Source organism: Amycolatopsis thermalba (genome assembly GCF_023376025.1).
Lineage (GTDB): Bacteria > Actinomycetota > Actinomycetes > Mycobacteriales > Pseudonocardiaceae > Amycolatopsis_E > Amycolatopsis_E thermalba.
Genome location: NZ_CP091196.1, coordinates 4,579,789 through 4,592,807 on the forward strand (window position 1 = coordinate 4,579,789; position 13,019 = coordinate 4,592,807).

The window sequence follows — 13,019 nt, forward strand, 5'->3', positions numbered from 1 at the left end:
CCGGACCACCGCACGGTCAGCCCAGGCGGTGCATCACGTGCTTGACGCGCGTGTAGTCGTCGAAGCCGTAGTGCGACAGGTCCTTGCCGTAGCCGGAGTGCTTGAAGCCGCCGTGCGGCATCTCCGCCACCAGCACCATGTGGGTGTTCACCCAGACCGCGCCGAAGTCGAGCCCGGCCGTCAGGCGCATCGCGCGGCCGTGGTCGCGGGTCCACACGCTGGCGGCCAGCGCGTAGTCCACGCCGTTGGCCAGCTCCACCGCCTCCTCCTCGCTCGCGAAGGTCTGCACCGTCAGCACCGGGCCGAAGATCTCCTCCTGCACCGCCGCGTCGTCCTGGCGCAGCCCCGTCACGACGGTCGGCGCGAAGAAGAAGCCCTCGCCGCCGACGCGGAACCCGCCGGCGAGCACCCGCGCGTGGGCGGGCAGGTCCGCCACGACACCGCAGACCCGCTCCAGCTGGGCGGCGTTGTTCAGCGGCCCGAACTCGGCGTCCTCGTCCGAGGGCGGCCCGCACCGGGTCGCCGACGCCTCCACGACCAGGGCCTCGACGAACTCGTCCGCCACGGCCTCGTGCACCAGGACGCGGGTCGCGGCCGTGCAGTCCTGGCCGGCGTTGAAGAACCCGCTCGCCGCGATCCCGGCGGCGGCCTCCGCCACGTCCGCGTCCGGGAACACCAGGGCCGGTGCCTTGCCGCCCAGCTCCAGGTGCACCCGCTTGACGTCCCGGGCCGCCGCGGCCGCGACCTCCTGCCCGGCGCGGGTGGAGCCGGTGATCGACACCATCGCGGCGTCCGGGTGCGCGACCACCGCCCGGCCGGTGTCCCGGTCGCCGCACACGACGTTGAACACGCCGGGCGGGAGGATCCCGGCGGCCAGCTCGCCGAGCAGCGACGCGGTCACCGGTGTGGTGTCCGCGGGTTTGAGCACCACGGTGTTGCCCGCCGCGAGCGCGGGCGCGATCTTCCACACCGCCATCAGCAGCGGGTAGTTCCACGGCGCGACCTGGCCGATCACCCCGACCGGTTCCCGGCGCACGTAGGAGGTGTGGCCCGGCGCGTACTCACCGGCGGCGGTGCCCTCCAGCAACCGCGCCGCGCCCGCGAAGAAGCGCAGGTGGTCCACGGCGGCACCCACCTCCTCGACGCGGGTGAGCGCCACGGGCTTGCCGGTGTTCTCCACCTCGGCCGCGACGAACTCCTCCGCCCGGCGCTCCAGCTCGGCGGCCAGGCGCAGCAGGAACCCTTGCCGCTGCGCCGGAGTGGTGCGGCGCCAGTCGCGGAAGGCCCGGACCGCCGACCGGTACGCGGCGTCCACATCGGACTCCGCGGACAGGGCCGCGACCGCGAAGACCTTGCCGGTGCACGGATCGACGAGGTCGGTGCGGCGACCGTCGGCCGCCTCCACCACCGTGCCGTCGACGACGTTGTTGACCACGCGCATCAGCGGCCTCCCACCGGCAGGACGCTGAGCAGCTCGTAGACCACGTGCGCGGCGGCGATCCCGGTGATCTCGGCGTGGTCGTAGGCCGGGGAGACCTCGACGACGTCGGCGCCGACGACGTTCAGCCCGTCCAGCCCGCGCAGCACCTCCAGCAGCTGCATGCTGGACAGGCCGCCCGCCTCCGGCGTCCCGGTGCCGGGCGCGAACGCCGGGTCGAGCACGTCGATGTCCAGCGACACGTACACCGGGCGGTCCCCGAGCCGCGTCCGCACGCGCTCGATGATTTCGTCCAGCGGCTGCCGGGCGAAGTCCCGGCAGTGCACGGCCGCGAACCCGAGCTTCTCGCTCTCGTCCAGGTCGAGCCGGGCGTAGAGCGGGCCGCGGATCCCGACGTGCGCCGAGTGCGCGAAGTCGATCAGGCCCTCCTCCGCGGCGCGGCGGAACGGGGTCCCGTGGGTGTGCGGGGCGCCGAAGTAGGTGTCCCAGGTGTCCAGGTGCGCGTCGAAGTGCAGCACCGCGACCGGGCCGTGCCGCTCGTGCTGCACGCGCAGCAGCGGCAACGCGATCGTGTGGTCACCGCCGACGGTGAGCAGGCGCCGCCGCGTGCCGGACAGCTCCCGCGCGCCGGACTCCACGGTGGCGATCGCCTCGTCCAGGTCGAACGGGTTGACCCCGAGGTCGCCGCCGTCGGCGACCTGCACGCGGCCGAACGGTTCGACGTCGAGGGCCGGGTTGTAGGGCCGCAGCAGGCGGGAGCTCTGCCGCACGTGGTTGGGACCGAACCGGGCCCCCGGGCGGTAGCTGACCCCGCTGTCGAACGGCACCCCCCACACCACGACGTCCGCGTCCGGGACGTCGGTGAGCCGGGGCAGCCGGGCGAACGTGGTGTCGCCGCCGTAGCGGGGGACCCGGGTGGCGTCCACCGGGCCGATCGGGTTGGTCACGTCGTCTCCTTCGGGCATCACTGGTCGGCGGCGAGGATCTCGGCGGCGCCGCGGCGGCCGGACTCGATCGCCCCGTCGATGAAGGCGCGCCAGCGCCGGGCGGTGTGCGATCCGGCGAAGTGCACCCGGCCCTCGGGACGGCCCAGCGCCAGCTCGTAGCGGGCGAACTGCCCGGCGCGGAAGGTGGCCCAGGTGCCCTTCGAGTACGGGTCGTGCACCCACTCGTGCGTGCACGCGTCGAGCACCTCGGCCCGCGGGGCGAACTCACGCACCGCGCGCTGCACGTCGGCGAGGTCGGCGGCGTCCACGCGGTCGTGTTCCGGGGCGAAGCACACCAGCACCACACCGCGTTCCGTGGTGTGCATGGCGCCGACGTAGTCGAAGCTGGTGCCCCAGCCGAACCCGCTCAGGTCCTCGGGCACGTTCCGCGCCAGCGCCCAGATCTTCTGGCCCTGCCCGGCGTGGTTCTCCGCCGACGCGGCCCGCTTGTCGGCGGGCAGCCCGGGGCTGAACTCGATGTCGCCGAGCACCCCGATCGGGACGGTCACCAGCACCCGGTCGCCGCGCACCGCTCCCCCGGCGTGCTCCACGACGACACCGGTGTCGTCGGCGCGCACGGCCGAGACCGGGCTGGACAGCTCCAGGCGCGCACCGCTGTCGTCGAGGATCGCGCGGGCCAGCGACACGGTGCCGTCGGTGAACGTGTAGCCCAGCACGCTGGCCTGCACCATCCCCCACAGGGAATTGTCCATCGAGGACAGCCAGCGGATGATGTCCAGCGCGGAACCGGTGTCCTCGCTGGCGTTCGCGCAGCCGCAGAACCAGGAGATCAGCAGCTCCCGCGCGTTGCCGGTGAGGCCGGCGTCGTCGGCCCACCGCCGGATCGGCACGTCCAGGTCGGCGAGGTCCTGTTCGGACAGCGGCCGCTCCGGGTCGAGCCGGGCGCCCGCGGCGAGCAGCTGCCGCAGCGCGTGTTCGAGCGCCCCGTACTCCTCCGGCGGCACCGGCAGCAGCGTGTCCAGCACCTTGCCGCCCGCGGACCAGGTCATCCGCTGCGGCAGCTCGCTGTCCCGCACGGCGATGCCGTAGCGCTCCACCTCGGCGAAGACGTGCGGCTGCTGCGGCACGATCCAGGTTCCGCCCATCTCCAGGCCCGCGCCGTCCATGGCGTCCGGGCGGTACCAGGTGGACCCGCCGATCCGGTCCCGCGCCTCCAGGACGAGGACGCGCCTGCCGGCCGCGCCGAGGTCACGGGCGGCGGTCAGCCCGGCGAAACCGGCGCCGATCACGACCACGTCGTAGCGTTCCATGATTACCTTTCCGTTTCTGGATCCAGGTCAGGACGGGGTGGCCACGGAGGACCGGCCGGGGGCGGCGAGCCGCGGGTCGTCTCCGGGCACGGGTTGCGGGCTGCGCCGGGTCAGCAGGAAGTAGGCCAGGCCGCTGCCCGCCGCGGCGAGCAGGAAGCTGACGTCGATGCCACCGGTGAACGCGAGCAGCGGTCCGTGGTAGACGGTGGTGTCGACGGACAGCAGGCCCAGGACCGCGCCGAAGGTCCACGCGACGACGGCCGGGACGCTCCACCCGCCGGTGTACCAGTAGATCCCGCCGCGCGAGCGCCGGTTGTAGACCTGCAGCGCGTCGGCGTCGTAGCGGCCCCGGCAGCGGGCGAACCCGATCAGCGTGATCACCGCCCACGGGGTGCCCAGCGCGGTGATGAGCAGCACGAACGCGGTGACCGCGTCCTGCGCGTCCCACACGAAGTAGCCGCAGAACACCAGGACCGTGGCGATCACCGACACCAGCACGGTCGCCCGCACCCGGGACAGCCGCGGCACGATCGCGTCCAGGTCCAGGCCCATGCTGTAGAGCAGGATGCCGGCGTTGCCGACCGTGCCGAACAGGCCGTTGAGCAGCAGCGGCACCAGGAACCACACCGGGGCGGCCTGCACCAGCGAGCCCACGTAGTCCTCACCGGCGCGGGTGGCGAACGCGGTGAACGTCCCGAACAGCTGCGGGATCAGCAGACCGCCGATCATGCCGCCCGCGGTGGCGGCGACCACGCGGTGGGCCGGATACCGGCGTGGCGAGACGTAGCGGGTGTAGTCGCCGAGCAGGGTGATGAACGCGATCGGCCCGGACAGTCCCGCGGCCACCGTGGACAGCAGCCAGGTCGGCCAGAACGCGCCGAGCAGGTAGCCGCCCTCGACGACCGGGGCGGTCGTGAAGTCCCCGGCGTAGGCGGCGAACCCGGCGAGCATCAGCACGGTCATGCCGATCGCGAGCCAGCGGCCCATGCGGTTGAGCAGCCGGTAGCCGAACACCGCCACGAGCACGGCGAGCACCGCGAGCAGCGCGTACACGACAACGTAGCTGGCGGCGCCGTCCGGGAGGCCGAGCAGCCGGGCCAGCGGGCCGACCACCGCGGCGCCGCCGGTCCACAGCGTGAGCGCGGCGTAGCCCAGGGACAGCAGCAGCCCGATCACGGAGCCGATCAGCCGTCCCCGCACCCCGAAGTGGCCGCCGCTGCTGGTGGACAGGTTCGTCCCGGTGCGCAGCGACACCAGCGCCAGCGGCGCGACGAGCGCGGTGCCGAGCAGGGTGCCGGTGATCATCGAGGTGACACCCGCCCAGAAACCCAGGCCGAACGACGCGGGCAGCCACCCGAAGATCACGACGCCGAGGCACAGGTTGGAGCCGACCAGGATGCCCGCGACGTCGCGCGGACGGCCGGTGCGGTCGGCGTCCGGGATGGTGTCCACCCCGTGCACCTCGATGGCGCGCGTGGTCGGCGGAGGTTCAACAGCCATTGGCGAACTCCTTGGTGGCGCTGGTGGTGGTCAACCGGCCGGTTCTCCCGGCGGCGACCAGGGTGCGCCGAGATGGCGGGGTGCCGTAAGTCACCGATCGTCCCAAGTCCGGCAGGGGCGTTGTCGGATCGCACAACGGGGCTGACGGCGGCCGACGGCCCACCCAGCGAAGACCGGGGGGAACAGGCCGACCCCTTGGGGCAGGCGCCAGCCTGCCCCTATGCCCTGCCGAAGGGAGCGAGCGGTTCCCCCCGGTCGGAGCGAACCGGCACCGCACCTACGGCAGGTTCAGTGCCCGCAGGGCCAGGAAGAGGTCCACCCGGTCCTGGGTGCTCGCCAGGCTGCGGCCGGTGAGTTCCTCCACCCGGCGCATGCGGTGCCGGAGCGTGTTGATGTGCACGTGCAGCGCCTGGGCGGACTCCTGCCAGCGGCCGCCCGAATCCAGGAACACCGCCAGTGACGGCAGCAGGTCCCCGCCGCGGCGTTCGTCGTGTTCCAGGATCGGGCCCAGCACCGCCTTGGCGGTCGCCGCCAGGAGGTCGGGGTCCTGGGCCGCCAGCAGGAGCGTGGGGCTGTGCAGCTGCTCGTAGGTCAGCCAGCCGCTGGACTCCCGCGCCGCGGCGGCCTCGGCGGCGTGGCGGGCCTGCAGCAGGCTCAGCCGCAGCTCGGCGGCCCCGCCCGGGCTGCCCGCGCCCAGGTGCCCGTGCACGCCCGCCCGCTGCAGTCCGGCGTGCAGGCTTCCGGCGAGTTCGGCCATCGAGCGGGGCGCCGGAGTCAGGGCGAGCACCTCGGGCCCGCGCTCGACGACGACCGAGCCGGGGTCCAGCAGCCGTCGCAGCCGGTCCGCGGCGCCCGAATCCGGGTCGGTCCGCAGGACCAGCGCCGCGATCGGGCGATCGGTGCCCACCCCCAGGGAGCGCAACCGCGTCGCCAGCGTCGCGGCGCTCGTCGTGCCGCCCTGGATCCATTCGAACAGCTCCCACGCGTACCGCAGCTCCGTCGCGCGCACGGCGCGTTCCCGCTCCAGCTCCAGCGCCAGGAACGGCATCGCCCGCACGACCGCCGCCTGGGCGTCGACGTCCAGGTCCGGCAGCGGGCGGGGCAGGAGGATCTCCGCGTCGGCGAGGCCCTCGCCGATCAGCGGCAGCGGGTGGGGCGGCTCGGGCACCTCGCCGGTGACGGTGCCGCCGGAGCGCAGCGCGACCGGCATGCCGAGCTGGCTCACCAGGATCCGCAGTACCGTGGCCACCCCGCGGCGGTGGCGCAGGGCGGCCACGATCGCGTCGTGCTGGTCGAGGTGCCGTCGCAGCGGGCGTTCCCATTCCGCGCGTTTGACGCTGACGAACGTCTCGACGATCTGCACGAACGGCACCGCCACCGGCACCACGAAGCAGGTCAGCCCGTGCTCCGCGGCCGCCGCGACGAACTCCGGCGGCACCTCGTCCCCGGCGGTGACCAGACCGAACCCGACCGCGGCGACGTCGGCGGCGGCGAGATCGGCGACGAACCGTTCGGCCGGGACCCCGCTCGCGCGCCACACCCCGGCGGTGAGGACGACCTCGCCGCCCCGCAGGAACCGGCCGGGGTCGGCGACCTCGATGGTGTGCACCCACCGGATCGGCCGCCGCACCCGGCCGGACACCCGCACGTCCAGCGCGAGCGCGGGATCGGACAGCAGGTCTTCGACGAGCAACCGGCACCTCCCTCGCGGAGGGTCCAGACTACGGCGCGCCGGCGGCGAAGCCGCCGAGCGGCGGCCGGCACCCTGATCAGCCGGACAGCCGCGCCCGGAACTCCTCGCTCGTCAGGACGTCCGCTGTGGACTGGGCCAGCACCACGAGGGTGGCGGCGTGGACCTCGGCGGCCTTCATCGCGCCGTGGCCGAGGTCCGGGTGGTCGTAGGTCGCGCACAGGTCGGACAGCACGGCGGGCCGGAAGTCGCGGAACATCGCGTCGCGGATGGTGGCGTGGACGCAGTCCTCCGTGGTGACGCCGGTGGCCACCACGGTGTCGATCCCGCGCCCGCGCAGGATCATCTCCAGATCGGTGCCGAAGAACGCGCTGTAGCGGTGCTTGCGGATCACCGGCTCGTCCGGCCGCCGGTCCACCTCCGCGTACAGCTCGGCGCCGGGCGTGCCGTCGATCAGCGCCGCCCGCTCGGCGATGGGCGGGTAGAGGTCGGCGAACCGGCCCATGTCCGAACCGTCGGCGCGGTGCACGTGCGCGGTGAACACCACGAACACCCCCGCCCGCCGGCACAGCTCCAGCGTCTCGTTGAGCCGCGGCACCATGGCCCGGCCGTCCGGCGACTCCAGCGGCGCGCCGGGCGCGAGGAAATCGTGCTGCATGTCGACCACGATCAGCGCGGTGCGCCCGGGCTCGATCGGGTCCAGCCGGTAACCCATCCCGGATGAGTAGCACGCGAACGCTACGACCGTCAACGATCCGTCATACGCCACCAGATCCGGAACAGCCGGTGCGGCACCCCGCGGTTCCGCGGCCGGACCGGGCGCCACGCGATCCGGACCGCCATCTCACCCCTTCCCCAGCAGCACGTCCAGCGGCGCGTGTTCGCGGTCGGCGACCAGGCGTCCGGCCTCCGCACCACCCACCCCGGCCTCGGCCAGCACGGCCAGCGCCTGTGATTCCGGCAGCAGCGTGAACCACCGCCGCGCCAGGGCTTCCCGCGCCGCCTCGGTCGGCTGCCCGTAGAGGCGGAACCGGCCCACGCCACCGTCCGGGTGAATGGCGATCCGCACCCGCGTCACCGGGCGCGGCGCGCCGAGCCGGAACCGGTGGGTGGTGTCGGCCTGCAGCTTCGTCTCCGGCAGCAGCGGGAACCACTCGCCGCCGGCGGACCCGGACAGCGAGACCCGGTCCGGGCTGTTGCCCCGGTAGTGGGTGGTGGCGATCTCCGCGACCAGCGGGGTGGCCTCGCACGCCAGCTCGACCACGGCCCAGTCGTGCCCGTCGTCGCGGCGGCGCCCGGTCTCCCAGCCGTCGGCCATGAACCGCGACTCGCCGGGCTGGAGCATGTTGGCCGGCGGGGAGAAGAAACTGTCGCTGCACTCCACGACCCTCCCGCCGTGCAGCGTGCTCACCAGGTCGAACGGGACCGCGTCGAGGTCGCGGGGGTCCGGCACGACCTCACCGTGCACCCGCAGCCGGGCGATGCCACCGTCGGGCAGCGCGTGCAGCCGCACGTGGGTGACGCGCCGCTCGGCGTGCACGGCGAACACGTTGTGCTCGCCGCCCTTGAGCGGCGAGGCGGGCACCAGCTCGAACCAGTCCGCCCGGCCCAGCTCCTCCGGGCTCGGGTAGCCCTCCACGCCGGTGCCCTCGATGCGGCACTGCTCGGGGTAGTTGCCGAGGAAGAACGCGGTGTCCACGTCGATCGCGCGCACCACGCCCGGGGCGCCGAGCCGGACGAGGACCCAGTCGTGCCCGCCGCGCCGCCCGAACCGGCGGCGGGTCTCCCACCCGTCGTACTGCTGCCCCTTCGGGGTGAACGTGTGCGGCTGGTAGGTCGGCGCCGCCGGCTTGATCAGGTTCTCCTTGTCCGCGAAGAACTCGTCGCTGGCGGCCATCACCGTGCCGCCGTGCGGGCGCGCGGCCAGATCGGGCAGGGTCGTCGGGTCGTGCGGTGCGGTCATGCTTCCTCCCTCGTCAACAACGTTCCGGCCGGTTCGCCGTCCACCTCGCGGCCGCGGAGCCAGACCCGGTGGACCGCCCCGGTCAGGCGCAGGCCGGCGTAGGGGGTCAGCGGGTGGCGGTGGCGCAGCGCGTCCGGGGTCACGGTGACCTCCTCGCCGGGGGCGAAGGCCACCAGGTCGGCGTCGGCGCCCTCGGCGATCCGGCCCTTGCGGTGCAGCCCGACGAGCGCGGCGGGCGCGGACGCCATCCACCGCACCACGTCGGCCAGGGTGTGCCCGCGCCGCCGCGCCTCGGTCCACACCACGGGCAGGCCCAGCTGGAGCGAGGCGATCCCGCCCCACGCCGTGTCGAAGCCGCCGCGTTTGAGGTCCGGTGTGGACGGTGAGTGGTCGGACACCACGCAGTCGATCACGCCCTCGGCCAGCCCCCGCCAGAGCCGGGCCTGGTTCGCCGCGTCCCGGATCGGCGGGCAGCACTTGAACTCGGTCGCCCCGGCCGGGATCGCCTCGGCCGCCAGCGTCAGGTAGTGCGGGCAGGTCTCGGCGGTGATCGGCGTGCCGGCGCGACGGGCGGCGGCCAACCGGTCCAGGGCCGCCGCCGAGGACAGGTGCAGCACGTGCACCCGGGCGCCGGTGCGCGTGGCCCGCTCGATCAGCCCGTGCACCGCGCCGGTCTCCACCTCGTCCGGACGCGAGGCCAGGAATTCCGGATAGGACGGTCCGGCCTCCGGCGCGGCCGCGAGCCGCGCCCCGTCCTCGGCGTGGACGATCATCAGCGCGCCCAGCCGCGCCAGCTCGGCCAGGGCGGCGTCGAACTCGGGCCAGCTCAGCGGCGGGAACTCCGGGACCCCCGACGGCGAGAGGAAGCACTTGAAGCCGAACACCCCGGCCTCGTGCAGCGCCGCCAGATCGCCCACGTTGCCGGGGATCGCGCCGCCCCAGAAGCCCACGTCGACCTGGCACTGCCCGTCGGCTGCCCGCCGCTTCACCGCCAGCGCGTCCGCCGTCACCGTGGCGGGCAGGCTGTTCAGCGGCATGTCCACGATCGTGGTCACGCCGCCCGCGGCCGCGGCGGCGGTGGCCGTGGCGAACCCCTCCCATTCGGTGCGGCCGGGCTCGTTGACGTGGACGTGGGTGTCCACCAGCCCGGGCAGCAGGGCGAGGTCACCCAGGTCCAGGTCGAGGCGGGTGTCCAGCCGCGCGGTGCGGCCGGTGACGGCGGCGATCCGCCCGTTCCGGACGGCCACCGCGGCGGGCCGTTCGCCGCCGGGGGTCAGCACCCGGTCGGCGCGGACCACGAGGTCGTAGCCGGTCATGCGCAACTCCTTCCCAGCCAGTCCGCGGCGAGCCGTCCGGCCAGCCGGCGCAGCAGCGGCCCGGCGTCGGTCATGCACCGGGCGGGGTCGGGTTCGAGGTCGGTGAGGGCGTAGGCGGCGCGGATACCGGCCGCGGCGAGCTGCTCGCCGTCCAGCAGGCACCGCCCGGCCACGGCCACGACGGGGATCCCGGCCGCGCGGCCGGCCCCGGCCACCCCCGCCGGTGTCTTGCCGTGCAGAGTCTGCTCGTCCAGCGACCCCTCGCCGGTGACGACCAGCCGGGCGCCGCGCAGGGCGTCGTCGAAGCCGACCAGGTCCATCAGCGCGCGCACCCCCGGGCGGCGGCGCGCGCCCAGCACGGCCAGCGCCGCGTATCCCACTCCCCCGGCCGCGCCCGCGCCGGGAGCGCCGGCGCACCGCGGTCCGACGACCTCGGACCACCGCCGCAGCCCGGCTTCCAGGACGGCCACGTCGGCGGGGCTCGCGCCCTTCTGCGGCCCGTACACCGCGGCCGCGCCGGTGGGCCCGAGCAGCGGGTTGTCCACGTCACCGGCCAGCTCGAACTCGACGCCGGCCAGTGCCGGGTGGAGTCCGGTCAGCTCGACCCGGTCCAGGTCCCGCAGCGCGGCACCGCCCGGAGCCAGTTCGCCGCCGTCCCGGTCCAGCAGCTTCGCCCCGAGCGCGGACAGCAGGCCCGCGCCGCCGTCGGTGCACGCGCTGCCGCCGACCCCCAGCACGATCCGGCGGCAACCGGCCGACACCGCCGCGGCGATCAGCTCACCGGTGCCGAAGCTGGACGCGGTCAGCGGCGCGGGCGGTCCGGGCAGCCGCTGCAGCCCGGACGCCTCGGCCAGCTCCACCACGGCGGTGCCGTCGCGCACCGCGAACGCGGCGGTGACCGGCTGCCCGGCCGGGCCGTGCACCGTCACGGGCACGCGGCGGAACCCGGCCGACACCGCGGCCTCGACCGTGCCCTCGCCGCCGTCGGCCAGCGGCACTGTGCGGGCTCCGCCGCCGAGGCCGTCGGCGACCGCCGCGGCGACCTCGGCCGCGGTCAGCGAGCCCTTGAACTTGTCCGGGGCGACGAGGACGTGACCGGTCACGGGGCGGGCTCGAACTCGCGCACGGCGTCGATCGCGGGCCCGTGCGGGGTGTTGGCCTCGCGCTCGATCATGATCTCCACGAGCACCGGGCGGGAGGTCGCCACCGCCTCCTTGCGGGCCCAGTCGATCGCGTCCCGGATCTCCGCCGGGTCGAACACCCGCCGCCCGGCGCAGCCGTAGGCCTCCATGATCTTGACGTTGTCCGAGCCGTACTCGTCGTAGTGGATGTCGACCTGGTAGTTCATGTCGTACGGGATCGACGCCTGCCGGATCAGGCCCAGGTACTCGTTGTTGAGCATGATGAGCACGAACGGCACGTCGTACTGCGCGGCCACCGCCAGTTCCTCGACCAGGTACTGGAAGCCGTAGTCGCCGACGATGCCGACGACCTCGGCCCCCGGCTCGACCGGCTGCAGCGCCTTCTTCACGCCGATCGCGGCCGGGATCTCCCAGCCCAGCGGCCCGGCTTGCCCGCACACCTGGTAGCGCCGGGGCCGGTAGGCCTTCTGGTGCTGGCCGCCCCAGATCTGGTAGAGCCCGATCGCGGTGACGAACCAGGTGTCCGGGCCGAACGCCTCGTTGATCTCCTTGTACACCCGGGGCGCCTTGATCGGGGTGGTGTCGAAGTCCTCCCGGCGGCGCAGCGTCGCCTTCAGCTCGCCGATCCGCTCGACCCAGGCGGCCGGGCCGCGGCCACCGGCGCCCCGCGCCCGCGCCGCGTCCAGCAGCGCCCGCAGGAACAGCTTCGCGTCGGAGACGATGCCCAGATCGGGCGGGAACACCTTGCCGATCTGGGTCGGCTCGATGTCGACGTGGATGAACGTGCGGTCGCCCCGGTAGACGTCCAGCCTGCCGGTGTGCCGGTCGCCGAACCGGGCGCCGACGGCCAGCACGGTGTCGCACTCCAGCATCGAGGCGTTGCCGTAGCGCTGGGAGGTCTGCACCCCGGTCATCCCGGCGTAGAGGTCGTGGTCCTCGTCGATCGCGCCCTTGCCCATGAGCGTGACCTGCACCGGGACGTTGAGGTACTCGGCCAGCTCGCGCAGCTCCGGCGCCGCGTCGGCGATGACGACGCCACCGCCGGCCAGGATGAGCGGTTTCTCCGCGGCCAGCAGCAGGTCCAGTGCCCGCTCGACGCGCGGCAGGTGCGGCCGCACCACCTCGACCGGGAACGGCGCGTCGATGTCCGGGTCGTAGGTGATGATCTCCTGCGCGACGTCGACGGGGATGTCGACGAGCACCGGGCCGGGACGGCCGGACCGCGCGATCCGGAACGCCTCGCGGAAGATCCACGGCGCCGTGGCCGCCTCCTTGACCTGCACCGCCCACTTGGTGACCGGTTCGGCGATCCGCACGATGTCGACCGCTTGGAAGGCCTCCTTGTGCAGGTTGGCCGACACCGCCTGGCCGGTGATGGCGAGGATCGGGATCGAGTCGGCCATCGCGGTGTAGAGACCGGTGATCATGTTGGTCCCGGCCGGGCCGGAGGTGCCGATCGCGACGCCGACCTTGCCGCTGGTGCGCGACCAGCCGTCGGCCATGTGCGTGGCGCCCTCCTCGTGCCGGACCGTGAGGTGCTCGATGCCGCCCCGGCGTTCCATCGCCTGGTACAGCGGCAGGATGGCCGCGCCGGGGCATCCGAACGCGACGTCCACGCCCTCGGACTTGAGGACTTCGACGACCGCTTCCATCGCGGGCATTCTGGGCATGGCAAAGACTCCTCGGACTGTCGACGGGTGTGGTGGCTGGTGG

Annotated in this window: 10 protein-coding genes; all 10 read right to left on the minus strand. The window is 74.1% G+C overall.

Annotated elements, in window-relative coordinates; translation table 11 throughout:
• Window positions 1-16: 16 nt before the first annotated feature.
• Window positions 17-1,441 (minus strand): gamma-aminobutyraldehyde dehydrogenase, encoded by a 1,425-nt coding sequence (locus L1857_RS22165; RefSeq protein WP_116110561.1) that lies wholly within the window; start codon window positions 1,439-1,441, stop codon window positions 17-19.
• A complete protein-coding gene (gene speB, locus L1857_RS22170; protein ID WP_205413230.1) occupies window positions 1,441-2,403 on the minus strand; it encodes an agmatinase in 963 nt (320 codons plus the stop codon). The genes L1857_RS22165 and speB overlap by 1 nt, the downstream gene beginning before the upstream one ends.
• A complete protein-coding gene (locus tag L1857_RS22175) occupies window positions 2,403-3,695 on the minus strand; it encodes a flavin monoamine oxidase family protein (RefSeq protein ID WP_116110563.1) in 1,293 nt (430 codons plus the stop codon). The genes speB and L1857_RS22175 overlap by 1 nt, the downstream gene beginning before the upstream one ends.
• A 27-nt stretch (window positions 3,696-3,722) precedes the next feature.
• A complete protein-coding gene (locus L1857_RS22180; RefSeq protein WP_116110564.1) occupies window positions 3,723-5,195 on the minus strand; it encodes a purine-cytosine permease family protein in 1,473 nt (490 codons plus the stop codon).
• Between the two features lie 277 nt (window positions 5,196-5,472).
• On the minus strand, window positions 5,473-6,888 hold the full coding sequence (locus L1857_RS22185; protein WP_116110565.1) for a helix-turn-helix domain-containing protein: 1,416 nt from the start codon (window positions 6,886-6,888) through the stop codon (window positions 5,473-5,475).
• Window positions 6,889-6,964: 76 nt separating this feature from the next.
• On the minus strand, window positions 6,965-7,600 hold the full coding sequence (locus L1857_RS22190) for a cysteine hydrolase family protein (RefSeq protein ID WP_116110566.1): 636 nt from the start codon (window positions 7,598-7,600) through the stop codon (window positions 6,965-6,967).
• 129 nt (window positions 7,601-7,729) lie between these two features.
• A complete protein-coding gene (gene alc, locus L1857_RS22195) occupies window positions 7,730-8,848 on the minus strand; it encodes an allantoicase (protein WP_116110567.1) in 1,119 nt (372 codons plus the stop codon).
• Window positions 8,845-10,164 (minus strand): allantoinase AllB, encoded by a 1,320-nt coding sequence (allB, locus tag L1857_RS22200; protein WP_116110568.1) that lies wholly within the window; start codon window positions 10,162-10,164, stop codon window positions 8,845-8,847. Before allB ends, alc begins: the two co-directional genes overlap by 4 nt.
• Window positions 10,161-11,267, minus strand: a complete 1,107-nt coding sequence (locus L1857_RS22205) for a glycerate kinase (protein WP_249466171.1) — start codon at window positions 11,265-11,267, stop codon at window positions 10,161-10,163. The genes allB and L1857_RS22205 overlap by 4 nt, the downstream gene beginning before the upstream one ends.
• Window positions 11,264-12,976, minus strand: a complete 1,713-nt coding sequence (gene gcl / locus L1857_RS22210) for a glyoxylate carboligase (protein ID WP_116110570.1) — start codon at window positions 12,974-12,976, stop codon at window positions 11,264-11,266. The genes L1857_RS22205 and gcl overlap by 4 nt, the downstream gene beginning before the upstream one ends.
• Window positions 12,977-13,019: the final 43 nt, after the last annotated feature.